This is a genomic window from Bradyrhizobium sp. SZCCHNRI3052, from assembly GCF_032484895.1.
Classification (GTDB): Bacteria; Pseudomonadota; Alphaproteobacteria; order Rhizobiales; family Xanthobacteraceae; genus Bradyrhizobium.
The window spans coordinates 45,428-70,604 of record NZ_JAUETW010000015.1 but is presented as its reverse complement, the minus strand read 5'-3'; the positions used below and the strand labels follow the sequence as shown (position 1 = coordinate 70,604).

General features: G+C 66.5%; 21 protein-coding genes and 1 other RNA gene. 12 read left to right on the top strand and 10 right to left on the bottom strand.

Features of this window, described 5'->3' with window-relative positions; translation table 11 throughout:
• Positions 1-18: 18 nt before the first annotated feature.
• From QW887_RS29860 to ffs, 3 genes are all read right to left on the bottom strand, one after another.
• Positions 19-339, bottom strand: a complete 321-nt coding sequence (locus QW887_RS29860) for a YbaB/EbfC family nucleoid-associated protein (RefSeq protein ID WP_315715348.1) — start codon at positions 337-339, stop codon at positions 19-21.
• 103 nt (positions 340-442) lie between these two features.
• A complete protein-coding gene (locus QW887_RS29855; RefSeq protein ID WP_315715347.1) occupies positions 443-2,281 on the bottom strand; it encodes a DNA polymerase III subunit gamma/tau in 1,839 nt (612 codons plus the stop codon).
• A 131-nt stretch (positions 2,282-2,412) separates the two neighbouring features.
• Positions 2,413-2,509, bottom strand: an RNA gene (gene ffs, locus QW887_RS29850) — signal recognition particle sRNA small type.
• Between the two features lie 145 nt (positions 2,510-2,654).
• Between ffs and QW887_RS29845 the strand changes: the two genes are divergently transcribed.
• The 5 genes from QW887_RS29845 to QW887_RS29825 all read left to right on the top strand — a co-directional run bounded on the left by QW887_RS29845 (position 2,655) and on the right by QW887_RS29825 (position 6,581).
• On the top strand, positions 2,655-3,074 hold the full coding sequence (locus QW887_RS29845) for an HIT family protein (RefSeq protein WP_315752213.1): 420 nt from the start codon (positions 2,655-2,657) through the stop codon (positions 3,072-3,074).
• Between the two features lie 3 nt (positions 3,075-3,077).
• Positions 3,078-4,022: an NAD(+) diphosphatase gene (gene nudC, locus QW887_RS29840; protein ID WP_315752214.1), complete on the top strand. Its 945-nt coding sequence runs from the start codon at positions 3,078-3,080 to the stop codon at positions 4,020-4,022.
• 130 nt (positions 4,023-4,152) lie between these two features.
• Positions 4,153-4,653: an Lrp/AsnC family transcriptional regulator gene (locus tag QW887_RS29835; RefSeq protein ID WP_315715344.1), complete on the top strand. Its 501-nt coding sequence runs from the start codon at positions 4,153-4,155 to the stop codon at positions 4,651-4,653.
• 111 nt (positions 4,654-4,764) lie between these two features.
• The gene (locus QW887_RS29830; protein ID WP_315752316.1) at positions 4,765-5,094 is read left to right on the top strand and encodes a hypothetical protein; all 330 of its coding nucleotides are present in this window, start codon (positions 4,765-4,767) and stop codon (positions 5,092-5,094) included.
• A gap of 20 nt (positions 5,095-5,114) precedes the next feature.
• Positions 5,115-6,581, top strand: coding sequence for a methyl-accepting chemotaxis protein (locus QW887_RS29825; protein ID WP_316167266.1), 1,467 nt, complete (start codon positions 5,115-5,117; stop codon positions 6,579-6,581).
• A gap of 53 nt (positions 6,582-6,634) precedes the next feature.
• Here the strand turns inward: QW887_RS29825 and QW887_RS29820 are convergent, their stop codons facing one another.
• From QW887_RS29820 to QW887_RS29805, 4 genes are all read right to left on the bottom strand, one after another.
• Positions 6,635-8,134 carry a phosphomannomutase/phosphoglucomutase gene (locus QW887_RS29820; protein WP_316195679.1) on the bottom strand — a complete coding sequence of 500 codons (1,500 nt, stop codon included), beginning with the start codon at positions 8,132-8,134 and terminating at the stop codon, positions 6,635-6,637.
• Between the two features lie 224 nt (positions 8,135-8,358).
• On the bottom strand, positions 8,359-8,859 hold the full coding sequence (locus QW887_RS29815; RefSeq protein ID WP_315799204.1) for a TIGR02281 family clan AA aspartic protease: 501 nt from the start codon (positions 8,857-8,859) through the stop codon (positions 8,359-8,361).
• Between the two features lie 161 nt (positions 8,860-9,020).
• Complete coding sequence (hrpB, locus tag QW887_RS29810; RefSeq protein ID WP_316195677.1) at positions 9,021-11,495, bottom strand: ATP-dependent helicase HrpB; 2,475 nt, start codon at positions 11,493-11,495, stop codon at positions 9,021-9,023.
• A gap of 116 nt (positions 11,496-11,611) precedes the next feature.
• Entirely contained in the window at positions 11,612-12,931 is a 1,320-nt protein-coding gene (locus tag QW887_RS29805; RefSeq protein WP_315825860.1) for a UDP-glucose/GDP-mannose dehydrogenase family protein, read from the bottom strand.
• A 151-nt stretch (positions 12,932-13,082) separates the two neighbouring features.
• Between QW887_RS29805 and QW887_RS29800 the strand changes: the two genes are divergently transcribed.
• Positions 13,083-14,135: an acyltransferase family protein gene (locus QW887_RS29800; protein WP_316195676.1), complete on the top strand. Its 1,053-nt coding sequence runs from the start codon at positions 13,083-13,085 to the stop codon at positions 14,133-14,135.
• 8 nt (positions 14,136-14,143) lie between these two features.
• Here the strand turns inward: QW887_RS29800 and QW887_RS29795 are convergent, their stop codons facing one another.
• The gene (locus QW887_RS29795) at positions 14,144-15,112 is read right to left on the bottom strand and encodes a quinone oxidoreductase (RefSeq protein ID WP_315715337.1); all 969 of its coding nucleotides are present in this window, start codon (positions 15,110-15,112) and stop codon (positions 14,144-14,146) included.
• 99 nt (positions 15,113-15,211) lie between these two features.
• On the opposite strand from QW887_RS29795, the gene QW887_RS29790 reads away from it, so the two are divergent.
• The 4 genes from QW887_RS29790 to QW887_RS29775 all read left to right on the top strand — a co-directional run bounded on the left by QW887_RS29790 (position 15,212) and on the right by QW887_RS29775 (position 22,129).
• The gene (locus QW887_RS29790; protein WP_316192246.1) at positions 15,212-16,063 is read left to right on the top strand and encodes a LysR family transcriptional regulator; all 852 of its coding nucleotides are present in this window, start codon (positions 15,212-15,214) and stop codon (positions 16,061-16,063) included.
• 72 nt (positions 16,064-16,135) lie between these two features.
• Positions 16,136-19,204: a DNA polymerase I gene (gene polA, locus QW887_RS29785; RefSeq protein WP_316195673.1), complete on the top strand. Its 3,069-nt coding sequence runs from the start codon at positions 16,136-16,138 to the stop codon at positions 19,202-19,204.
• Between the two features lie 1,005 nt (positions 19,205-20,209).
• Positions 20,210-21,409: a glycosyltransferase family 87 protein gene (locus QW887_RS29780; protein WP_315752221.1), complete on the top strand. Its 1,200-nt coding sequence runs from the start codon at positions 20,210-20,212 to the stop codon at positions 21,407-21,409.
• An 84-nt stretch (positions 21,410-21,493) separates the two neighbouring features.
• Positions 21,494-22,129 (top strand): LysE family translocator, encoded by a 636-nt coding sequence (locus tag QW887_RS29775; protein ID WP_315752222.1) that lies wholly within the window; start codon positions 21,494-21,496, stop codon positions 22,127-22,129.
• Positions 22,130-22,258: 129 nt separating this feature from the next.
• On the opposite strand, the gene QW887_RS29770 is transcribed toward QW887_RS29775, so the two are convergent.
• The gene (locus QW887_RS29770) at positions 22,259-22,885 is read right to left on the bottom strand and encodes a glutathione S-transferase family protein (RefSeq protein ID WP_315715332.1); all 627 of its coding nucleotides are present in this window, start codon (positions 22,883-22,885) and stop codon (positions 22,259-22,261) included.
• A gap of 168 nt (positions 22,886-23,053) precedes the next feature.
• On the opposite strand from QW887_RS29770, the gene pyrE reads away from it, so the two are divergent.
• Both pyrE and QW887_RS29760 read left to right on the top strand, forming a co-directional pair.
• Entirely contained in the window at positions 23,054-23,611 is a 558-nt protein-coding gene (gene pyrE, locus QW887_RS29765; RefSeq protein ID WP_315752224.1) for an orotate phosphoribosyltransferase, read from the top strand.
• 188 nt (positions 23,612-23,799) lie between these two features.
• Positions 23,800-24,621, top strand: a complete 822-nt coding sequence (locus QW887_RS29760) for a DUF2865 domain-containing protein (protein WP_315752225.1) — start codon at positions 23,800-23,802, stop codon at positions 24,619-24,621.
• 97 nt (positions 24,622-24,718) lie between these two features.
• On the opposite strand, the gene QW887_RS29755 is transcribed toward QW887_RS29760, so the two are convergent.
• The gene (locus tag QW887_RS29755; protein ID WP_315715329.1) at positions 24,719-25,150 is read right to left on the bottom strand and encodes a hypothetical protein; all 432 of its coding nucleotides are present in this window, start codon (positions 25,148-25,150) and stop codon (positions 24,719-24,721) included.
• Positions 25,151-25,177 lie beyond the last annotated feature (27 nt).

Sequence of the window (25,177 nt, the reverse complement as noted above, 5' to 3'; positions counted from 1 at the left end):
CGAATGTCATCAGGTCAACTAACCAAAACCGAAGCCGGGCGGCAGGCCGAGCTTGCCGGTGATGGCCTGCATCTTCTCCTGCATCGCGGCTTCCGCCTTGCGCCGCGCATCGCCATGCGCGGTGACCAGCAGGTCCTCCAGGATCTCGGCCTCCTCCGGCTTGAGTAGCGACGGATCGATCTTGATGCTCTTCACGTCCATCTTGGCGGTCATGCGCACGGCAACCAGACCGCCGCCCGAGATGCCCTCGACCTCGACGTTGCCGAGTTCCTCCTGCATCTCCTGCATCTTCGTCTGCAGCTGCGCCGCCTGTTTCATCATGCCGAGAAAGTCAGCCATCGGAGCACCTCATCATCAGCCATCTGGTTGAGCATGATCTCCGCGCAAACGCCTTTGGCGTTTGTCGCGAGGAAAACCGTTTTCCACTTTTCCGGATCATGCTCTAGAAATCATCATCGTCGGACTCGTCGGGCGGCTCGACAGCACTGGCGTCCGATTCGGGCGGCTCGGGGGCGAGCCGGCGCACTTCGACCACCTTGGTGCCCGGGAACCGCGCCAGGATCTCCTGTACGCGCGGATCGGCCTCCGCCGCCGCCTCTCGCTCGCTCTTGGCGCGCAGATTCTGCTCGCGCAAGGTCGCCTGACCCGGCTCGTTGGAAACGATCACCGTCCAGCGCCGCCCGGTCCAGTCTTCCAGCTTGCGGCCGAGGTCTGAGACAAGCGAGCGCTGCGCCGTCCGTTCCAGCGCGATCTCCAGCCGTCCCTCTTCGAAGCGGACCAGCCGCACGTCCATCTCCAGCGCGCTCTTGGTGATCAGGTCACGATTCTTGCCGGCCAGCGCGACGAGTTCCTGAAAGCTCGCGATGCGTAGCGCGGGCTGGTCCTGTGTTGCCGGCGCCGGCTGTGACGACATCGCCTGCGGGCGCATCGAACCGCCGACCGCGGCGAGCGTCGGGCCTTGCGCGCGCGGCGCCTGCATCGGCGCCGACGTCATCACAGGCGGCGTTCCCGCGCTCATGGTGGATGCCGGCGCAGCACGCGCTCCGCCGCCGTTCGTGACAACGGGAGATCCGCCGCCGCTCTGGTCGATCATCCGAATGGCTTCGTCGGGCGTCGGCAGATCGGCCGCGTAGGCAATCCGTACCAGCACCATTTCCGCGGCGGCGGCCGGGCGCGTCGCACCTTGGGTCTCGGCGATGCCCTTGAGTAGCATCTGCCACATCCGCGACAGCACCCGCATCGACAGCTTGGTGGCGAAGTCGCGCGCGCGCAGCCGCTCGGTCTCGCTGAAGGCGACGTTGTCGGCCGTGGCCGGCACGACCTTCACCCGGGTGACGAAGTTCACGAACTCGGCCAGATCCGACAGCACGACAACGGGGTCGGCGCCGACGTCATATTGCTCGCGGAATTCCTTGAAGGCGGCGGCGATGTCGCCGCTGGCGAGATGGTGGAACAGGTCGATCACGCGGGTGCGGTCGGCGAGGCCCAGCATCTGACGGACATCATCGGCGCGGACCTCGCCGGCGCTGTGCGCGATCGCCTGATCGAGCAGCGACAACGAATCGCGCACCGAGCCTTCGGCGGCGCGCGCGATGATGCCGAGCGCCTCGGGCTCGATCGTCACGCCTTCCTTGGTCGCGATGCCCGAAAGATGCTTCATCAGCACGTCGGCCTCGACGCGGCGCAGATCGAAGCGCTGGCAGCGCGACAGCACCGTCACCGGCACTTTGCGGATCTCGGTGGTCGCAAACACGAACTTGGCGTGCTCCGGCGGCTCCTCCAAGGTCTTCAGGAAGGCGTTGAACGCCGCTGTCGACAGCATGTGGACTTCGTCGATGATGTAGACCTTGTAGCGCGCGCTGGCCGGCGCATAGCGGACGCTGTCATTGATCTGGCGGACGTCATCGACGCCGGTGTGGGACGCCGCGTCCATCTCGAGGATGTCCATGTGCCGGCTTTCCATGATCGCCTGGCAATGGGTGCCGAGCACCGGCATATGGATGGTCGGCCCCTTCACCGAGCCGTCCGGCAGCTCGTAATTCAATGCGCGGGCGAGAATGCGGGCGGTGGTCGTCTTGCCGACGCCGCGGACGCCGGTCAGAATCCAGGCCTGCGGAATCCGGCCGGTCTCGAACGCGTTCGAGACGGTGCGCACCACGGCCTCCTGGCCGATCAGATCTGCGAAGCTGGAGGGGCGGTATTTGCGCGCCAGCACCCGGTAGGGCTTGGCGGGAGCGTCGGCGCTGTCAGGCGGAACAGGTGGGGCGCCAGCGTCGGTCATCGAGCGATCCGCAAGTGAGCATTCCAGGCCGGCATCGATCGCGATCGTCGACGCAATCAGCCGGAGCGCGGTCGAGCGCCCGCCCTGCGCGGGGTCCCCGCCATCTTTGCGCGATTCGCTCGAGAAAACAGGTAGGAGACTGACGAGCGACCCGATCCGGACCTCGTTAGGGCTGCTTCCTTCCGGACCTGACCCGGTTGGCGAGTGGCTCGTCCACCGCCAATCTCCCGCTGCCTATTTGGGGCCAAATGGTCCGGAAAGCAAGCGCGAGCTTCGCCGGCCTAGTCTACCGCCCCGCGGGCTTGTGCCGCAGCTCGGAAAGGCTTTAGGTGCCCGCGAGCTCCCCACCTGACCATCCGCCAGGAACCGCCGCATGCCCGAATCAGCCTGGTCGCTGCATCCGCAACTTGCGAAGGATACGATCGACATTGGCGACCTGCCGCTGTCCCGCGTGCTGGTGATCAAGGACGCGAACTATCCTTGGCTGCTGCTGGTGCCGCGGCGCGAGGGCGCGGTCGAGATCATCGATCTCGACGAGGTCGCGCAGGCGCAGCTGATGACCGAGATCACGCGGGCGTCACGCGCGCTCAAAGAGATCACCAAATGCGACAAGCTCAACGTCGCCGCGCTCGGCAACATGGTGCCGCAGTTGCACGTCCACATCATCGCGCGACGCACAAGTGACGTGGCCTGGCCGCGACCGGTGTGGGGCGCCGCGCCCGCTGTGCCCCACGATGCGCAGGAGGTGCAGCAGTTCATCAGCGCTATCAGGCGCAAGATCTGGCTAGGGTGAGAGATGTCGCCATTCGACTTGTTTCCGTTGGGCAAGCCGGCCTTCGTCGGCCATCCGATCGATCGCGCCGCCCATCTGCGCTTCCATGACGAGAGGCTGCTCGGCTTCGAGAGCAAGCCGTCGACGCGGGCCTATGTCGTGCATCGCGATTCGCTGGTGCTGAAGCGCGAGGGCGACAAGCTGCGCGCGCTGCTGTCGATCGACGAGGCGCTGAAATTCGGTGCCAATCCGGGAACGATCTTCCTCGGGCTGCAGGACGGCGCGGCGGTGTTCGGCATGGGCATCTCGCCGGCGGCCGTCGAGAAGCTCGCCGGGCGCGACGATGTGGCGGTCACCGAGCTGCGCGGGGTGGCGATGCAGGGCGCGATCCCCGTCGACCAGTTGGCGACGATCGCGATGGCGAAGTCCCTGGTATCATGGCATCAGCGCCACGGCTTCTGCGCAAATTGCGGCGCCAAGACCGCGATGCGCGAGGGCGGCTGGAAGCGCGAATGCCCAAGCTGCAAGACGGAGCATTTCCCGCGCACCGATCCGGTCGTGATCTCGCTGGTCGCCTCGGGCGACAAGTGCCTGCTCGGGCGGCAGAAGCAGTTTCCGGCCGGCATGTATTCCTGCCTCGCCGGCTTCGTCGAGGCGGCTGAGACGATCGAGGACGCCGTCCGGCGCGAGGTGTTCGAAGAATCGGGCATTCGCTGTACCGACGTGACCTATTACATGACCCAGCCTTGGCCCTATCCGTCGTCGTTGATGATCGGTTGCAGCGCCCGAGCGCTCAACGAAGACATCGTCATCGACCGCACCGAGCTCGAGGACGTGCGCTGGTTCAGCCGCGACGAGGCCCGGCAGATGCTGCTGCGGCAGCATCCGGACGGCTTGGCGGGACCGCATCCGTTCGCCATTGCTCATCATCTGGTCGGCCGCTGGCTGAAGGAGAACGACGAGCGGTAACAAGAAACCAGCCCGGCCCTCTGCGGAAACGGCCAGACCCGGCCGCAAAGGGCTGAACGGCCGATCCTTGCCTTGGAACGATTTTCTCTATATGAGGGTTTTACAGCCTTCCTATGGAACAAGTTTCTCCATGACCGATGTCGCCGCCCAAGGCTCCGAGGCCAATCGCCGGCTCGATGCCATTGACCGCAAGATTCTGATGGTCCTGCAGGAGGACGCATCGCTCTCCGTCGCCGAGATCGGCGATCGGGTCGGATTGTCGTCGACACCGTGCTGGAAGCGCATCCAGCGGCTGGAGGCCGATGGCGTGATCCTGCGCCGGGTGGCCCTGGTCGATCAGAACAAGATCGGGCTCGGCATCTCCGTGTTCGTGTCGGTGGAGAGTGCCGACCATTCCGAGGCCTGGCTGCGCAAATTCGCCGAGGCGGTCAGCTCGATGCCGGAGGTGATGGAGTTCTACCGGATGGCCGGCGACGTTGACTACATGCTGCGCGTCGTCGTTGCGGACATGCAGAGCTACGATGTCTTCTACAAGAAGCTGATCAGCGCGGTGCCCCTGAAGAACGTCACCTCGCGCTTCGCCATGGAGAAGATCAAGTCGGTGACGGCGCTGCCGGTGCCGCCGGTCTGAACCGAGCATTCCGGCCGCTTGGACGTTGCAGCGCCGGCGTCCCGAACTCCAGTCGTCATCCCTAACGAACGTTTACCGGAAGTTATTCCCATCCCTCTATTCTTGGATGTGATGACGTCCGGTGCAACCATACCTCAGTCTTCGCGCCCGTGGCTCAATGCCACGGCGCTTCTGATCGCGAGCTTTGTCGCGGTAGCAGCGCTGTCACTCCAAGTGCGCGCGGGGAGCGAAATCGTGGCCGTCGCTTTCCCACCTTGGTGGAGCGCGCAACACGCGATGCTCGCTGCGGCCTCGGCTGACGCCGCGCTCGTGCGCACAACGACCATTTCATCGCTGCTGGTCGTTCGTCCCGGCGAACACGACGGCTCGGCGCGGCTGCGCGAGGCCGGAGCCTGGCTCATCATCGATCCGCAGGCGGTCTCCGCCTGCCTTGCAAAATGATCTCTTTGGGGGAATCGGAAATGAACGTCGAGACCAGCGATCTGGCAACCCTCCGGCACACAACCAGCAAGCTTCTGCTGGCGGTACTCTGGGTTCACGTTCCGCTCTCCCTCATCATCGGGCTGTCGCGCGGCGACTGGCTGATGCCGACCATGCTCATGGTCGTCATGGCGGTGGTGGCGACCCTTTCCTGGCGCAGCGCCGGCGACACCTTGTCGACCCAGCTCACGGTCGCGGTCGCCGTCATGGGCGGTGTATCTGTGCTTGTCTACCAGATGTCCGGACATGCCTGGCAGATCGACATGCACATGTATTTCTTCGCCGCGCTCGCCTGTCTGGTCGCATATTGCGACTACCGGCCGATCCTGGCCGGCACCGTCGCCGTCGCGCTTCACCATCTGGTCCTGAACTTCGTCTTTCCTGCAGCGATCTACCCGGGCGGCGCTGATTTCGGCCGCGTTGTGCTGCATGCGGTCATCCTGCTGATCGAGGCCGGTGTTCTCATCGCCCTTGCGCTCAAGCTGACGCAGTTGTTCGAAACCAGCGCGCGCAAGACCGCAGAAGCCGAATCGGCGATCGCTGCCGAGGCGCGCGCCACCGCCGAGCGGTTCGAGGCCGAGCAACGCGTCAAGCAGCAGGCCGATCTTGCCCGTCGCGAGCTCGCAGAAGGCTTCGAGCGCAAGATCGGCGGCATCGTCGAGGCGGTGGCCGTCGCCGCCAACGAGATGCAGAGCCTGTCCTCGTCGATGAGCCGGAGCAGCGCGGAGTCCTCGCGCCAGACGTCGGCCGCGGCCGGCGCCTCGCAACAGGCGTCGACCAATGTCGAGACGGTCGCTGCCGCAACGGAAGAGCTGACTGCGTCGATCAACAGTATCTCACAGCAGGTGACGCGGTCGGCGGAGATCGCCGCGAAAGCGGCGGACGAAGCTCGCCGCACCAACACGGTGGTCGCGAGCCTGGCTGCCGGCACTCAGAAGATCGGCGAGGTGGTGACGCTGATCCAGACGATCGCCAGCCAGACCAACCTGCTGGCGCTGAACGCCACCATTGAGGCGGCGCGCGCCGGCGAGCACGGCAAGGGCTTTGCCGTCGTGGCAAGCGAGGTCAAGGCGCTCGCCAACCAGACCGCGAAGGCCACCGAGGAAATTTCCAGCCAGGTGCAGAGCATCCAGAGCGCAACGGGTGACGCCGTCTCCGCCATCCAGGCGATCGGGGGAACGATTGCCGAGATCGACGACATCTCCAAGGAGATCGCCACCGCGGTCGAGCAGCAGGGCCTCGCCACCGGAGAAATTTCCGGCAACGTGCAGCAGGCGGCCGAAGGCACGCGGCTGGTCAGCCAAAGCATGGGCAGCGTGACCCGTGCCTCCGACGAGACCGGCAGCGCCGCCTCGCGCCTGCTGGAGTCCGCGACCGGACTCACCTCGCAATCGACCCGGCTCAAATCCGAGGTCGATCAGTTCCTGAGCTCCCTGAGGGCCGCTTGATCCCATCGAATAGGATGGGATCAGCGCCCTAGCGGGACATCATCAGCGCGGCCTCAGATCGTCTGGTTGTAGGCGCCGACTTCGGGATGCGTCCGCAGCACCTCGTTGACCGCCTCGAACATGTCGTGCATGCGCCGCTCGGACACCGGGCTTTCGACCACGACCACAAGCTCGGGCTTGTTGGATGACGCTCGCACCAGACCCCAGCTGCCGTCCTCGACGGTGACGCGGACGCCGTTGACGGTGACGAGATCGCGGATCTTCTGCCCCGCCACCTTGCCGCCCTGCTGCTGCAGCGCCTGGAAGTGCTTCACGACAGCGTCGGCGACGCCGTATTTGACCTCGTCGCCACAATGCGGCGACATGGTCGGCGACGACCAGGTCTTTGGCAGCGCGTTCTTCAGGTCGGCCATCGACTTGCCCGGCGCCCGGTCGAGCATCTCGCAGATCGCGATCGCCGAGACCAGACCGTCGTCATAGCCTCGCCCGAACGGGCGGTTGAAGAAGAAGTGGCCCGACTTCTCGAAGCCGGCGAGCGCACCGAGCTCGTTGGTGCGGCGCTTCATGTAGGAATGGCCTGTCTTCCAGTAGGCGGTCTTTGCGCCCTGCGCCTGCAGCACCGGATCGGTCATGAACAGGCCGGTTGACTTCACGTCGACGACGAACTGCGCGTCCTTGTGGATCGCCGACATGTCGCGCGCCAGCATCACGCCGACCTTGTCGGCGAAGATCTCCTCGCCGGTATTGTCGACCACGCCGCAGCGATCGCCGTCGCCATCGAAGCCGAGGCCGACATCGGCCTCGTGCGCGAGCACGGCATCGCGGATGGCGTGCAGCATCTCCATGTCTTCGGGATTGGGATTGTATTTCGGGAAGGTGTGATCGAGCTCGGTGTCGAGCGGGACAACCTCGCAGCCGATCGCCTCCAGCACCTGCGGCGCGAACGCGCCCGCGGTGCCGTTGCCGCAGGCCGCGACCACCTTCAGCCTGCGCTTCAGCTTGGGACGGCTGGTGAGGTCGGCGATGTAGCGCGCCGGATAATTCTCATGGAACTGATAGGAGCCGCCGCTGCCATTCTTGAACGCGGCCTCGAGCACGATCTCCTTGAGCCGGGTCATCTCCTCGGGGCCGAAGGTGAGCGGGCGGTTGGCCCCCATCTTCACGCCGGTCCAGCCGTTGTCGTTGTGCGAGGCGGTCACCATGGCGACGCAGGGCACGTCGAGGTCGAACTGGGCGAAATAGGCCATCGGCGTCACGGCAAGGCCGATGTCATGCACCTTGCAGCCGGCGGCCATCAGGCCCGAGATCAGGGCGTATTTGATCGAGGCGGAGTAGCCGCGGAAATCGTGCCCGGTCACGATCTCCTGCTTGACGCCGCGTTCGGCGATCAGCGCGCCCAGCCCCATGCCGAGCGCCTGCACCCCCATCAGATTGATCTCCTTGTTGAACAGCCAACGCGCGTCATATTCGCGGAAGCCCGTCGGCTTCACCATCGGCTCGGATTCGAAGGCGTAGGTATTGGGAACCAGGACGGGCTTGGGTTTCGGAAACATCAGGAGACGGCCTCGGCAATATCACATCAATGGAAGAAGGCATTCGTGCTTAGCACGACGTCAGACAACAGTGTCAGAAGGCAGAGGAATGCAGGCAACAATCGGGCAGGACCGCTCGAGCAGGCCACCCGACGAACTATTCAATGACTGCGACTCGGGATCGGCCTGCCTGCCGGTATGTGGGGGCCGGTGACGCGCGAAACAACATTCCGCTTCGGTGCAGCCTACTGCTCCAGCACCATCTGGCCGTTGGCGTAGGCGAAACGCTTCAGCTTGGACAGGAAGGACAGGCCGAGCAGATTCTCCGACAGCGCCGTATCGGGCAGCACCAGGGCATCGACGTCACGCACGGTGAGCTCGCCGAGCTCGACCATCGCAAGCCTGGCCCGGGCGGCCTTCACGGTGCCGTTGGCCGTGGTCACGGTGGCGGTGTAGTCGCCGCGCGCCGGACGCAGGCCGAAACGGGCGGCCGAGCTCTCGTTCAGCGCGACCATCGAGGCGCCGGTATCGACCATGAAGCTGATGCGCTGGCCGTCGATGCGGCCGTCGGCGCGGAAGTGACCGCGGCGGTCGGTCGGAATGCTCAGGCTGCGCTGGCCCGCAGCAGACGGTTCCGCCGTGGCAACCCGCGCGGACGGCGTCGCGGATGCCGACGCGGGGGTCAGGCGATCGGCCAGTTGCGCCATGAAGGTGCCGAGACCGACGAGAACGGCCGCGAAGATCATTATGTTACGCATGACGCAAACGCCCGACTTTACCCCGCAACCGATTTGACCATCAAAGCCGCTGACGGGCGACTGCGAGTGACCGGCTGCCGCCGCCATTTTGGCGAAAACGATGAGTGAAGCGTTAACGACAACGACGGCGGCGGTACAATTTGCATGAGCTACGTCCCCCGCGGCTTGGCCCGCCGGGTCGGCTCGGCATGGGCCGGATCGTCGGGCCAGGGATGGCGCGGATAGCGGCCGCGCAGGTCGGTGCGGACCGCGGCATAGGAGCCGCGCCAGAAGCCGGGCAGATCGCGCGTCACCTGCACCGGCCGCTGCGCCGGCGACAGCAGCTCCAGCACCAGGGGCACCGCGCCGCGCGCGATCGAGGGATGGACGTTCAGGCCGAACAGCTCCTGCAGCCGCACCGCGATGGTGGGCCCCTGCTCGGCCTCGTAGTCGATCGCCAGCATGGTGCCGGTCGGCGCCTCGAAATGGGTCGGCGCCTCCCGGTCGAGCCGTGCGCGGAGATCCCAGGGCAGCAGCGCCATCACGGCGTCGGAGACGTCGCCGGGCGATATGTCCTTGAGCGAGGTCTTGTCGGCGAGCAGCGGCACCAGCCAGTCCTCGCGCCGCTCGGCCAGGCCCGCCTCCGACAGGTCCGGCCAACTGTCGCCTTCCGCCTTGCGCAGGAAGGTGACGCGGTCACGCCACTGCCTGGCGGCCTTCGACCAGGGCAGCCGGTCGAGCCCGGCCGCGCAGATCCCTTCCGCGAAGATGCGCGCGGTCTCCTCCGACGGCGTCAGCGCGACTGGCGCATCCGCCATGGTGATCGCATGCAGCTTGCGCCGGCGGCGCGCCCGCAACGCCATCGCGTTTTGATCGAAGCTGACCTCGTCTCTCGCTTCGATATGTGCAGCAAAATGCCGCTCGATATCCTCGATCGCCAGCGGCGCCGCCAGCAGGATGCGGCCGCTGGCCGCCGTTCCCGTCAGCTCACCGACCGCGATATACGGCACGCGCGCCAGCGACGAGGCGGGGTCGACGGCGGCGCCGCGGCCATTGGCGAGCACGAAGCTGCCATTGCCGCGATTGCGCGCGACCCGGTCGGGAAAGGCGAAGGCGAGCATCAGGCCGGTGGAGATGTCCGCGTCTCCGGCGCGGGCGGACGCGGACGACACCTGCTGCGCCCACCGCCGCGCAAGGTCGCGGGCACTTTGCGCGCGCGGCGAGCGGTCGCGGCGGAACTGATCGAGCCGCACCTCGAGATCAACGCTGTCGCCGCCCAGCCCGCGCTCGGTCAGGATGGCGGCGATGTCGGCGGCCTGCGCCGCCGCGCCGTGGTCGGCGGCATCGACGATCATCCGCGCCAGCCGCGGCGGCAGCGCCAGCGCCCGCAGCCGCCGGCCCTCGTTGGTCAGCCTGCCATCGGCATCGAGCGCATCGAGCTCGCGCAGCAGGTCCCTTGCCTCCTTCCAAGCCGGTTGCGGCGGCGGATCGAGGAAGCTCAGCGCGGAGGGGTCATTGACACCCCATTGCGCCAGGTCGAGCACCAGCGAGGACAGGTCGGCGCTGAGGATTTCCGGCTGCGTATAGGCCGCCAGCGAGGCCGTCTGCGGCTCGTCCCATAGCCGGTAGCAGACGCCAGGCTCGGTGCGGCCGGCGCGGCCGCGGCGCTGATCGACAGCGGCGCGCGAAGCCCGCACCGTCTCCAGCCTGGTGAGGCCGATGTCCGGCTCGTAGCGCGGCACCCGGGCGAGACCGGAATCGACCACGATGCGGACGCCTTCGATGGTCAGCGAAGTCTCGGCAATCGAGGTCGCCAGCACCACCTTGCGCTGCCCTTTCGGGGCGGGCGAGATGGCGCGGTCCTGGACGGCGGAATCGAGTGCGCCGAACAGCGGCACGATCTCAACGCTGGCATCATGAACGCGCTCTGCGAGCATGGTCTGGGTACGCCGGATCTCGGCCGCGCCCGGCAGGAAGGCGAGCACGGAGCCGGCATCGGCGCGCAGCGCGCTGGCGATGGTCTCGGCCATCTGGCGCTCGACCGGCGCATCCGGCTTGCGGCCGACATAACGGGTCTCGACCGGATAGGCGCGGCCCTCGCTCTCGACCACCGGCGCATTGCCGAGCAGTCTGGCGACGCGGGCGCCGTCGAGCGTCGCCGACATCACGAGGATACGGAGATCCTCGCGCAGCCCCTGCTGCGCATCGCGCGCCAATGCGAGGCCGAGATCGGCGTCGAGCGAGCGCTCGTGGAATTCGTCGAACAGCACGGCAGCGACGCCGGTCAGTTCGGGATCATCGAGGATCTGCCGGGTGAAGATGCCCTCGGTGACGACCTCGATGCGGGTCGCGCGCGAGACCTTCGAGCCGAAGCGCACGCGATAGCCGACGGTGTCGCCTACGCGCTCGCCGAGCGACTTCGCCATGCGCTCGGCCGAGGCGCGGGCCGCGATCCGGCGCGGCTCCAGCACGATGATCTTCTTGTCCCCAACCCAGACTGCATCACGCAAGGCCAGCGGCACCCGCGTGGTCTTGCCGGCGCCGGGCGGCGCCACCAGCACGGCGGTGTTGCTGCGTTCGAGCGTGCCGGACAGTTCGTCCAGCACGGCATCGATGGGCAGCGGTGTGTCGAAGCGAAGGGGCAATAGCAGTAACCCGTCATCACCCGCGAAGGCGGATGATCCAGTAAGCGCAAATCTCGCGGATCACGAAGATCGGGCGTACTGGATACCCCGCCTGCGCGGGGTATGACAATGCCATGTCAACCGCCCTTCACCGACGGCCTGCCGACGCTCTCGTAGACGAAGCCGTGGGCGGCCATCTCGTCGGGGCGGTAGACATTGCGCAAGTCGACGACGACCGGATGAGCCATCACCTCCTTGAGGCGATCGAGATCCATGGCGCGGTACTGCACCCACTCGGTGACCAGCACCATCGCATCGGCGCCGGTCGCGCACTCATAGGGATCGTCGTAGTAGGCGATCTCCGGCAGCTCCTTCTTGGCCTGCTCGATGCCGACGGGATCATGCGCGCGGACCTTGGCGCCCATGTCGAGCAGACCGGTCACCAGCGGGATCGACGGTGCCTCGCGCATGTCGTCGGTCTCCGGCTTGAAGGTGAGGCCGAGCACCGCGACCGTCTTGCCGCGCAGATTGCCGCCGACGGCATGCGCCACCTTGCGCGCCATCGCGCGCTTGCGGTTGTCGTTCACCGCCAGCACGGATTCGACGATGCGCAGCTGCGTGTCGTAGTCCTGCGCGATCTTGATCAGCGCACGCGTGTCCTTCGGGAAGCACGAACCGCCGAAGCCCGGACCGGCATGCAGGAACTTGGAGCCGATGCGGTTGTCGAGACCGATGCCGCGCGCCACCTCCTGCACGTCGGCGCCGACCTTCTCGGCGAGATCGGCGACCTCGTTGATGAAGGTGATCTTGGTGGCGAGGAACGCATTGGCGGCGTATTTGATCAGCTCGGCGGTGCGGCGCTCGGTGTACATCATCGGCGCCTGGTTCAACGACAGCGGGCGATAGATGTCGCCGAGCACCTTGCGGCCACGCTCGTCCGCGGTGCCGACGACGATGCGATCCGGCCATTTGAAATCGCGGATCGCAGCACCCTCGCGCAGGAATTCCGGATTGGAGGCGACGACGACATCGGCCGTCGGATTGGTCTCGCGGATGATGCGCTCGACCTCGTCGCCGGTGCCGACCGGCACCGTCGACTTCGTCACAACCACGGTGAAGCCGGTGAGCGAGGCCGCGATCTCGCGCGCGGCGGCATAGACGTAGGTGAGGTCGGCGTGTCCGTCGCCGCGCCGCGACGGCGTACCAACCGCGATGAAAACGGCGTCGGCCTCCGCGACCGGCTGCTTGAGGTCGGTGGTGAAATCGAGCCGCTTGGCCTTGACGTTGGCCGCGACCAGCGCATCCAGGCCGGGCTCGAAGATCGGGATTTCTCCGCGATGCAGCGCGGCGATCTTGCTCTCGTCCTTGTCCACGCAGGTCACCTGGTGACCGAAATCGGCGAAGCAGGCACCGGACACCAGACCCACATAGCCCGTGCCGATCATCGCAATTCGCATCGAAACCCATCCTTCAAGGTTAATACTTTCGCGTCTTAAACCATTTGCGGTTCAAGGGGAATTTAGAAAACGGCATGACGTTTGGATGACAAGGAGGAGTATTAACGGCTCTGCCCGACAATGCGGCAGCTCCGCGCCAAAGAGGGACAGCATGACCGCGAATGGTACGCCGAAAACGGCCGGAACCGAGACGCGCATCGACTGGGTGGACTACGCCAAGGGTATCTGCATCATCATGGTGGTGATGATGCACTCGGTGCTCGGCGTCGAGCTCGCCGCCGGCGAGACCGGCTTCATGCACGCCGTCGTCGCCTTCGCCAAGCCGTTCCGGATGCCCGACTTCTTCCTGATTTCCGGCCTGTTTCTGCCACTGGTGATCGACCGGGACTGGCGTACCTATCTCGACCGCAAGGTGGTGCATTTCGCCTACTTCTACGTGCTGTGGGTGACCATCCAGTTCGGCTTCAAGGCGCCCGGCTTCGCCGCCGCGTCCGGCTGGCCGCACGCCGGCTACCTGTACCTGGAATCCTTCATCGAGCCGTTCGGCACGCTGTGGTTCATCTATCTGCTGCCGATCTTCTTCGTCGTCATCAAACTGACACGAAAGCTGTCGGCGCCGGTGATCTGGGGCATCGCGGCCGGCCTCGAAATGGCGCACATCGTCACCGGCTGGACCGTGATCGACGAATTCTGCGCCCGCTTCGTCTACATCTATTCGGGCTATCTGTTCGCGCCTGCCATCTTCGCGCTGTCGAATCGCGCGCGGGCGCAGCCGATGCTCGCCATCGTCGGCCTGCTCGCCTGGGCGGTGATCAACCAGTCGCTGGTGAACCTCGGTGTCAGCGAATGGCCGGCTGCCTCCCTCATGCTCGGCTATGCCGGCGCCGTCGCCATCATCGTCGCCGGCACGCTGCTGGCGCGCGCGCAGCTCCTCAACGCATTGCGGTTCTGCGGCGAGCATTCGATCGTGATCTATCTCGCCTTCTTCCTGCCGATGGCGGCGACCCGCACCTTGTTGCTGAAGACGGGCGCCATCGCCGACATCGGCACGATCTCCCTGCTCGTGACCATCGCCGGCGTGCTCGGCGCGCTCGCGATCTGGCGCCTCGCGTTGCGCCTCGGCGCACGCTTCCTGTTCGAGCGCCCGATCGCATTCTGGATCGCGCCGCCGAAGCCAAGAGCCGTGTTGCAGCCGGCGGAGTAGCGTCACCGTCAGGGCACCAGAAGCAGCGCGCCACGGCTGCGGCCGCTCTCCAGATCGATATGGGCCTCGACGACCCGCGCCAGCGGATACACGGTGCCGTGGCCGACGAGATCGCCATTGGCGAGCGCGGCGAGAACCGTCGCCGCATCCCTGCGATAGTCGGCGACATCGTTGACATGGGCCATCACGCTCGGGCGTGCCAGCGACAGGCTGCGGCGCGGCCCCAGCTCCTCGACGGCAAGGCTTGGAATTGGACCGCCGGACTGACCGATGCTGGCGACCGTCCCGAACGGCCTGACGCAGGCGAGCGTTTGCGCAAGCGTCTTGCCGCCGACGCCATCGTAGGCGACATCGACGCCGCGCCCGTCGGTCAATCGCTTCACGGCATCGACAAAGTCAGCATCCCGGCCGACGATCAGATGGCGCGCGCCGGCGGCACGCGCGAGCTCCGCCTTGGCCTCCGAGCTCACCGTGCCGATGACGGTCGCGCCGCGCAGCCGAGCCATTCGCGTCAGCACCTGGCCGAGCCCGCCGGCGGCACTGTGCACCAACAGCGTCGTTCCGGCTCCGACGGCATAGGTACGATTGAGCAGCATCACCGCGGTGATGCCTTTCAGCAGGGTCGACGCAGCGCTCGCTTCAGACACGGCGTCGGGCAGCGGCATCGCGCGCCAGGCGGGCAGATTTCGCTCCGAGGCATAGGCGCCGACCGGGGCGCCGGCATAGGCGACGCGGTCGCCGACGGACAACTCTGTCACGTCCGCGCCTTTCGCCGTCACGATCCCCGCCCCTTCGACCCCAGGAATTCCATCGGGCAGCGGATAGAGGCCGCTGCGCTGATAGATATCGATGAAGTTCACGCCGATCGCGGTGTGGCGCAGCCGGATCTCGTTGGCGCCCGGCGCCGGCAGCTCAACATTCTCCAACACCAGATTCTCCGCGCCACCCGGTGCCTTCAGTCGAACGATAGCAACCATGCCCGTCTCCACACATCTTGCCTTGATCCGGACAGTGTGGTCAGCGTTGGCATTCTGCGGAATTGCTCAATTTGACTCCCCTATTGTGAATATTCGAACATGCGGATCGACTGGACCGACCTTCACCACTTCGTGACGCTGGCCCGCGAGGGCACGCTGTCGGCCGCCGCACGTGGTCTCGGCGTCGATCATGTCACGGTGGCCCGCCGGGTCGCGGCCCTGGAACGGGCCACCGGGCTGAAGCTGGTCGACCGCCGAGCGCGGGCCTATGAGCTGACCGAGGACGGCCGCCGCCTCGCCGCGGCCGCCGGCCCGATGGAGCAGGCCGCGTTCGCGATCGAGCGCGCCGTGGTCGCATCGCGTCCCGGTCTGGCCGGTGAGGTCTCGGTCAGCGCGCCGCCGACGCTCGCCAACAGGCTGATCGCGCCACGGCTGGTCGAGCTGCACCGGCGGCATCCCGCCATCATCATCAAGCTGATCGGCGAGAAGCGCAGCGCCTCGCTCAACCGACGGGAAGCCGACATCGCTCTGCGACTGTCCCGTCCCGACGAGCCCGGCCTGATCGCACGCAAGATCGGCCGCTTCGGCTTCAACCTCTACGGCGCGCCGCACTATCTCAAGGAGACGCCGCAGCATGCGCTCGGATTCATCGCCTATGATGCCAGCATGGACTCGGCACCCCAGCAGCAATGGCTGAAGGCGGTCGCCGGGCAGCGCCCGATCGTGTTTCGGAGCAGCGATCTCGAGAGCCAGGCCGCAGCGGCGCGCGCAGGGCTGGGGCTCGCCGCCCTGCCGCATTTTGTCGGCGATCATGATCCCGACCTCACCCGCTTCGAAGCCGGCGCGGCCATCAGCAGGGACATCTGGCTCATCGTTCATCGCGACCTCAGGCGCACGCCCCTCATTCGCGCCGTCATGGAGTTCCTGACCCGCTGCGTCCGACCGGACTGAGGAGCGGAAAAATCCGGTGCGCATGGCGTCGTCACGGCTGTCAATGCGAGCGAAAATCCCTACATTGCGGCCATGCCCAAAGCTCCCCAGAAAGCCGCCGCTACGCCCGCCGCCCCTGTGCCTGCCGCCGCCAAGAATTTGGCGAAGGGCGCGGCCAACGGCGACCATGTGTTCCTGGTCGACGGCTCGTCGTACATCTTCCGCGCCTATCACGCGCTGCCGCCGCTCAACCGCAAGTCCGACGGGCTGCAGGTCAATGCCGTGCTCGGCTTCTGCAACATGCTGTGGAAGCTGCTGCGCGACATGCCCGAGACCGACCGACCGACGCATCTGGCCATCGTGTTCGACAAGTCCGAGGTCACGTTCCGCAACAAGATCTACGCCGACTACAAGGCGCACCGGCCGCCGGCGCCCGACGACCTGATCCCGCAATTCGCGCTGATCCGCGAGGCCGTCCGCGCCTTCGACCTGCCGTGCCTGGAGCAGTCGGGCTTTGAGGCGGACGACCTGATCGCGACTTATGCGCGGCTTGCCTGCGAGCGCGGCGCCACCACCACCATCGTGTCCTCCGACAAGGATTTGATGCAGCTCGTCAACGACTGCGTCACGATGTACGACACGATGAAGGACCGACGCATCGGGGTCGCCGAGGTGATCGAGAAGTTCGGCGTGCCGCCGGAGAAGGTCGTCGAGGTGCAGGCGCTGGCCGGCGATTCCACCGACAACGTGCCGGGCGTGCCCGGCATCGGCATCAAGACCGCCGCGCAGTTGATCACCGACTATGGCGATCTCGAAGGCCTGCTGACGCGCGCGGGCGAGATCAAGCAGCCGAAGCGGCGCGAGGCTCTGATCGAGAACGCCGAGAAGGCGCGGATCTCGCGCCAGTTGGTGCTGCTCGACGACAAGGTCGTGCTCGATGTGCCACTCGACGACCTCGCGGTGCACGAGCCCGATCCGCGCAAGCTGATCGCCTTCCTCAAGGCGATGGAGTTCACCACGCTGACGCGCCGCGTCGCCGAGTATTCGCACATCGATCCGGCCGACGTGTCGGCGGATGAACAGTTGAAGAGTGGTGCGGGCACTGCTGCCTCTGTTTCCTCCCCCCCTGTGGGGGAGGGTCAGGGAGGGGGGCGCCCCACGAACGGTGCCGCCGCAGCCCCCCCATCCCCAACCAAGGGGGGAGGGAGCTCTAGAGGCGGTGACCCGCGCACCGACAAGTCGGCGATGAGCAAAGGCACCCCCGCCAGCCTCGCCGAGTCCAGGGCCGAGGCGGCCAAGAGCGCGCGGATCGATCGCGATAAATATCAGACCGTGCGCACCGTACCGGAGCTGAATGCGTGGCTCGCCCGCGTCCATGACTTCGGTCGGGTCACCATCGACGTCAAAGCCAGCTCGATCGATCCGATGCAGGCCAGCCTGTGCGGCATCGCGTTGGCGCTGGCGCCGAACGACGCCTGCTACATCCCGCTGGCGCATCGCCAGGCCGGCGATGGCGGCGGCCTGTTCGATGCCGGGCTCGCACCTGGCCAGATCAGGGACAGCGAGGCGCTCGCTGCCCTGACCCCCATCCTGGAATCGGCCGGCCTGCTCAAGATCGGCTTCAACATCAAGTTCACGGCCGTGATGCTGGCGCAGGCCGGCATCACCCTGACCAACACCGACGACGTGCAGCTGATGAGCTACGCGCTGGATGCCGGACGTGGATCGCAGAAGCTCGACTCGCTGTCCGAGCACGTGCTCGGACACGCCATGATCAGTGAAGGTGAGCTGATCGGGAGCGGCCGGAACAAGCTGACCTTCGAGCAGGTCGCCATCGATCGCGCGACCGCGCATTCCGCGGAAGCCGCCGATGTCATCCATCGGGTCTGGCGCGTGCTGAAGCCGCGCCTCACGGCGGAGCGCATGACCGCGGTCTACGAGACCCTGGAGCGGCCGCTGGTGTCGGTGCTGGCGCGCATGGAGCGGCGCGGCATCTCGATCGACCGCCAGGTGCTGTCGCGCCTGTCCGGCGACTTCGCCCAGACCGCGGCGCGCGTCGAGGCCGAGTTGCAGGAGCTGGCCGGCGAGCCGATCAATGTCGGCAGCCCGAAGCAGATCGGCGACATCCTGTTCGGCAAGATGGGCCTGTCGGGCGGCACCAAGACCAAGACCGGCGCCTGGTCGACCTCTGCCTCCATCCTCGATGACCTCGCCGAGCAGGGCAACGATTTCGCGCGCAAGATCCTGGAATGGCGCCAGGTCTCGAAGCTGAAATCGACCTATACCGATGCGCTGCCGACCTATGTCAACCCGCAGACGCATCGCGTGCACACCACTTACGCGCTGGCGGCGACCACCACCGGCCGGCTGTCGTCGAACGAGCCGAATCTGCAGAACATCCCGGTGCGGACCGAAGATGGCCGCAAGATCCGCCGCGCCTTCATCGCGACGCCGGGCCATAAGCTGGTGTCGGCCGACTACTCGCAGATCGAGTTGCGGCTGCTCGCGGAGATCGCCGACATCCCCGTGCTGAAACAGGCGTTCAAGGACGGGCTCGACATCCACGCGATGACGGCATCCGAGATGTTCGGCGTGCCGATCAAGGACATGCCGAGCGAGGTGCGCCGCCGCGCCAAGGCGATCAATTTCGGCATCATCTACGGCATCTCCGCGTTCGGCCTCGCCAACCAGCTCGGCATCGCCCGCGAGGAGGCATCGGCCTACATCAAGCGCTATTTCGAGCGCTTCCCCGGCATTCGCGACTACATGGACGCGACCCGGGAGTTCTGCCGCAAGCACGGCTATGTCACCACGTTGTTCGGCCGCAAGTGCCATTACCCCGAGATCAAGGCCTCCAACGCCTCGGTGCGCGCCTTCAACGAGCGCGCCGCGATCAACGCGCGGCTGCAGGGCACCGCGGCCGACATCATCCGGCGCGCCATGACCCGCGTCGAGGAGGCCCTGGCACAAAAGAAGCTGTCGGCTCAGATGCTGCTGCAGGTGCATGACGAACTGATCTTCGAGGTACCGAACGACGAGGTCGCCGCGACCTTGCCGGTGGTGCAGCACGTCATGCAGGACGCCCCCTTCCCGGCGGTGCTGCTGTCGGTGCCGCTGCATGTCGATGCGCGGGCCGCCGACAATTGGGACGAGGCGCATTGAGCTGATCGCGGTGATCTCTGCTTCGTCATCACAAGCGCCGAAATCCGTCCACGAGCGAGATGCCACCCTCCCCTGGAGGGGGAGGGTCGATCGCGCGCAAAGCGGGCGAGCGGGGTGGGGTGAGCCGCGGGCGCTGGCGCCTGTGGAGAGATCACCCCACCCCACCTCCCATTCGCTGCGCTCATGAGAGGCCACCCTCCCCCTCCAGGGGAGGGTGGGCAGCGTGCCTCGCAACGCAGCCCTCATACGCATCCGTTTGATGCTCCCTGATACGATGATCATTGGCTGCAACGCGAGCCGTAGACATGCCTCAGCCTTCTCGCAGCATGATTTGCTCGAGGGATGCATGTCGTTCGCCCTCTGAATTTTGCAGAGGGCGCAGGGAAGGCCGGGCCTCGGCTGAGGCCCGTGGCCCGCCTGCGGAAAAAAATGCAGGCGGCAGGTACCACAGGTTCAGCCGGACAGACCCGGCCCTCCCTGCGCGATGGGCTTAACGTCTGCTCCGCGCTCTCCCCGGGGACCGGCTTGTTTGCCCCCGTCACCAGCGCGACACGTGATGTCACGCAGGCTTGGCGCCAGCTTCGGGGCGCCAGGACCACACGGCTTGAACGTCCGCGAGCTGCCAATCGTCCAGCGCATCAGCACCTGACAGGCCCGCGGCCACCGCTCCCCGCCTCAACGTATCGTGACGACGCGTACGCCCCTCTGCATGAGGACGGGATGCGCTGAATAGAGCATGACTTCGGAAAAATAGCAATATAAATCTTGACGAGCGCGTTGGCCGATTCCGAGCGATGACGCCGTCCCCTGTTCACGGTCACTCGGAACGCGGCGATTTTACCCCTCGTTAGGCACGATGAGATCGCGCCTGGCCGGATGGACGGACGGTAACACGACGTGCAGCGCACCCTGGCAAGGTTGGAGAGGCACCGCACGCGAGCGATCGCTGACAGCTCCGATCATCCCCATGCCACGACTGCGCCGAGGGCGCGAACGAAGAGCTCCATGACCGCGACCTCATCCGCAGCTCACCCCAAGACGCGCGACCGGCGCGCGGTGCTGATCCTGCTGGTCGCGATGGCGCTCTACAACGGCGCCTATCTCGTCGGCTGGGCGCTGTCGTCGCCGCAGCCGGCGTTTGGCGACTTCTTCGGGCTATGGTCGTTCGGCAGATTTGCCGCGCTGTCCGGCGCCGGCATCTACGATCCGGTTGCGCTCGCGCGCTATCAGCAGACGCTGGATCCGACGCTGGGCGGCGGCGGCTTTCCCTATCCCTATCCGCCGACCTTCCTGCTGGTGCTGATACCCCTGGGCATGCTGGCGCTGCCGGTAGCCTATGTCTGCTGGATCTCGGTCACCTTCGCGCTTTATGGCCTGGCGACGCTGGGGCGCGATTGGCGCACGTTAACCTCTCTGGCGCTGCTCGCGGCGCCAACCACGCTCATCAACGCGATCACCGGCCAGAACGGTTTCCTGTCGGCGGCCTTGCTGATCGGCGGATTGCGCCTGCTCGCGTGCCACCCGATCGTTGCCGGCACGCTGCTCGGCCTGCTCGCCTACAAGCCACAATTCGTGCTGCTGATGCCGGTCGTGCTGCTGGCGTCACGCAACTGGCGCGCCATCCTCTCGGCCATCGCCACGACCGTGATCGTCGCGGTCGTCACCTGCGCTGCGCTCGATCCGTGGATCTGGCTCGAATGGATCGTGAAATTTCCGAGCTATCAGGCGCAATTGCAGGCCAACCAGGTCAGCCTCGATCACATGATGCCGACGGTCATCGCTGGCTTGCACGCGCTCGGCGCGCCGCCGCCGATCGGCTACCTGGTTCAGCTCCTGTTGTCCTGCTCCGTCGTCGTGATGGTCTGGGATGCCTGGCGACGCGGCTCAACGCAGCAGGCGATCGCGCTGGTCGCGGTCGGCAGCATCATCGCCACGCCCTATGCGATGATCTATGACATGCCGATGGTGGCGGCGGGGATTGCGATCCACTGGAAGGCGCGGAGCGACGCCGGCGAGCCGATCGCGCCGCTGGAGATCGGCCTCGTGATTGCGCTGGGAGCCTGCCTGCTCGCCATGATCGGGCACTCCGTGCCGCTCGCGGCGGCCATTCTGCTGATCCTGCTGGCGTTGAGCATCGCCGGTGTGTTCGACCGCTCCGGCAGACCGCTGCCTGCGCTGGACGTCGCGCCGCCGGCGGCGGGCTGATTGCTCTCGGTGCAATTGACCGGATGACGATGCGTGATCGTCCGCGCTAAAGCAGCGGCAGAGATCCCGATCATCGAACCAGTGATGCCGCACACATCATCCCTGCTCGCCTTCGCCCTCGTCTCGCTCGGCATGGTGCTGACACCAGGGCCGAACATGATCTATCTGATCTCGCGCGCGATCACGCAGGGTCACGTCGCGGGCCTGGTCTCGCTCGGCGGCGTTGCCGTCGGCTTTCTGGTCTACATGCTGGCGGCGGCGTTCGGCATCACGGCGCTGCTGTTTGCCGTGCCGTTCGCCTATGACGCGCTGCGCCTCGCCGGCGCTGCCTACCTGCTCTATCTGGCGTGGCAGGCGGTGAAGCCGGGTGGACGCTCGCCCTTCCAGGTGAGGACGCTCGCCATCGACAGCCCGCGCAGGCTGTTCCTGATGGGGCTCGTCACCAATCTGCTGAACCCGAAGATCGCGATGCTGTATCTGGCGCTGCTGCCGCAGTTCGTCGATCCCGCTGTTGGCAGCGTGCTGACGCAGTCGATGGTGCTTGGCGCGATCCAGATCGTGATCAGCATCGGCGTCAACGCCATGATCGCCATGGCGGCAGGATCGATTGCGCTGTTCCTGGCGACACGGCCGAGCTGGGCGCTCGTGCAGCGCTATCTGATGGGCACGGTGCTCGCGGGACTTGCGGTGCGCATGGCGCTGGAGGCGCGGCGGGGGTGATTTCCATCGGCTCCCCCGCCTTGTCCGCCGAAGCCTCTCGGCAAAGGCGGACGAGAGCGGGAGAGGGGGCACCGCGCGTGCCGAAAGATCTCGGAAGTCATCGTCGGCAAGGAACGGCCGATGAGCTTCTCAGTCCAGCTTCGCTTCCATGCCGCGCTTCACGGCGGGGCGGGCCATCAGGGTATCGTACCAGCGCTTGACGTTCGGGAAGTCGGCGAGATCCACCTTGTGGCGCGGGTGGCGCCAGGCCCAGCCGACGATGGCGAAGTCGGCGATCGAGAGAGCGCCTGCGACGAACTCGTGCTGCGCCAGCCGGCGGTCGAGCACGCCATAGAGCCGGACCGTCTCGGCCATGTAGCGCTTGAGCCCGTAGGCACGGTCCTGTTCGTTGGTCAGCGCGATGAAATGGTGCACCTGGCCGGGCATCGGGCCGAAACCGCCCATCTGCCACATCAGCCATTCATAGACCGGGATCCGCTCGGCGAGGGATTTCGGCAGGAACTGGCCGGTCTTCTCAGCCAGGTAGAGCAGGATGGCGCCGGATTCGAACACGCTGACCGGCTTGCCGTCGGGGCCGTCGGGATCGACGATCGCCGGGATCTTGTTGTTGGGGCTGATCGCCAGGAATTCCGGCGCCATCTGGGCGCCCTTGGTGATGTCGACCGGAACGACGCGGTAGGGCAGCCCCATCTCCTCCAGCGCGACCGAGATTTTGCGCCCGTTTGGGGTGTTCCAGGTGTACAGCTCGATCGTCATGCGGGGCATCCTTCCCAACCGTCCTTGCTTGGTCGCGGGCTCCCATTAGCTCGAAACTGCATCCGGCTTCAAACGTACCGTTGTTGATGGGACATCGTGGCGGCTGGTCTCCGCCGCCCGCCCCCGATAGATTGCGCCACCCAAGAATCCACCCTCAGGGGAAACGCCGTGTCCAAATCCGCCTCCCGCGCCCGCCTCCTCGAGATCATCCGCAGGCGCTCGTTCGGCCGTGGCGAGGTCACGCTGGCCTCCGGCCGCAAGAGCGATTTCTATTTCAACCTGAAGCCGACCATGATGGACCCGGAGGGCGCCACCTTGCTCGCCGAGCTCACCTATGAGGCGCTGAAGGACGAGGGCTTCGATTATATCGGCGGCCTGGAGATGGGCGCGGTGCCGCTCGCCGGCGCGATCGCCCAGATCTCCTGGATCAAGGGCCATCCGATCGCGGCCTTCTTCGTCCGCAAGAAGCCGAAGGAGCACGGCGCCAGGCTCGCGATCGAAGGCCTGACCCGCGACGAGACCCTGGCGGGAAAACGCATCGTCGTGGTCGAGGACGTCACCACCACCGGCGGCTCGGCGATGAAGGCGGTGGAAACCCTGCGCGAGGCCGGCGCCGAGGTGGCGCTGGTGTTCACCATGGTCGACCGCGAGGAAGGCGCCGCCGAGACCTTCGCCCAGGCCGGCCTGCCGTTCCGGGCGCTCTACAAGGCGCACGAATTCCTCTGAGGCGCCTGGCGCGCGGCGCAATTCGCGACCCGCGCATACCGCTCATTTACCAACGCCCGTTAAGGTTACCGCAAAGCTGATGGCGCCATGCCTTGGGCAAGGCGCGTTCGATCGCACATGATCGAGCGACGCGGGTTGCCGCGTCACGGCGTGGCTTTGCGGTGAAGATCCTGGCGATGGAGCGGGCGTTGCGTAGCGTGTTGTCGTTTCGGCGGAGGTCCCGCCACGTCGCTGTCGCGGCGACGGTCGGCCTCGTCGCGGCCGGCGCGCTGGCGCCGCGAATGGCGTCGGCCCAGGGCCTGTTCGACTTCCTGTTCGGCGGCTTCAACAAGCCGCAATCGCAGCGGCCGGCGCAAGGCGGCTTCTTCGCCGATCCGTTCGGCACCAACCCGCAGGCCCCCGCCCAGCCGCGCACCGCGAGCGGCGGATCGGGCGCAGCGTTCTGCGTGCGCACCTGCGACGGCCGCTATTTTCCGTTGACGCGGGGCCTCGCCTCGCCGGCCCAGATGTGCCAGGCGTTCTGCCCGGCCAGCCCGACCAGGATCTATTTCGGCTCCAACATCGACTACGCCACGGCGGCGAACGGCGAGCGCTATGCCGACAGCGAGAACGCGTTCGCCTATCGCCAGGCGCTGCGCGCCGACTGCACCTGCAACGGCCGCGATCCGGCCGGGCTGGCGCCGGTCGACCTGTCGCTCGACACCTCGCTGCGCCCCGGCGACGTCGTCGCCACCAGCGACGGCCTCGTCGCCTATTCGGGCACGCGCGGCAGCGGCGGCCAGCCGGCCGATTTCAAGCCGGTCGCCTCCTATCCCGGGCTGAACTCGGACATGCGGGCCAAGCTGAGCGAGATGAAGGTCGCACCGGTGCGCGCCGAGATGCTGGCGGCCGATGCGCTCGCCGCGATGCCGCCGCCGGAGGCCAGCGCCAGCAATGTCAGCGTCGCGCCGCCGCTGACGATCGCGCCGAAGCCGGCCACCGGCCGCGCCAAGCGCGCGGATGTGGATTGAGCCCGGGGACTCGTCATTGCGGGCGAGCGAAGCAATCCAGAGTCCCGACACACCACCCTGGATTGCTTCGCTGCGCTCGCAATGACGGAATGCTGACCTAGCGCGCGACGATCACGCCGATGACGTTCGGCGCTTCCAGATATTTCTCCTCGATCGCCGCCCGCGCGGCGGCGCGGTTGTCCGGCGTCAGCAGGCCGCGTTTCTCGGCCAGGATCATCCAGCAGAAGCCCCACCAATCGGTCAGCATGCCCTCGTCGTCGACCAGGTCGTAGCCCTGCTCGGCGGCGAAGATGCGCGCCCGCGCCTCGTCGAGGCCATCGAGAAAGGTGTGGTCGGTGGCCGAGAACAGATCGTCGGAAATGTCGTCGGTGGTGTAGCCCCAGACCGACATGCACACCGCATTGAACGCGCGGTCGATCTGGTCGTCGTCGACGGCCCGCCGCCGCGCGGCCTTGTGCAGCCGCGTCAGGCTGCGCGCGAAGTCGGCAATGCGGGTCAGGGCCAGGGGATCGAAGGCGATATTGGACATGGGTGTCCTCGCGGGATGCACTGATGC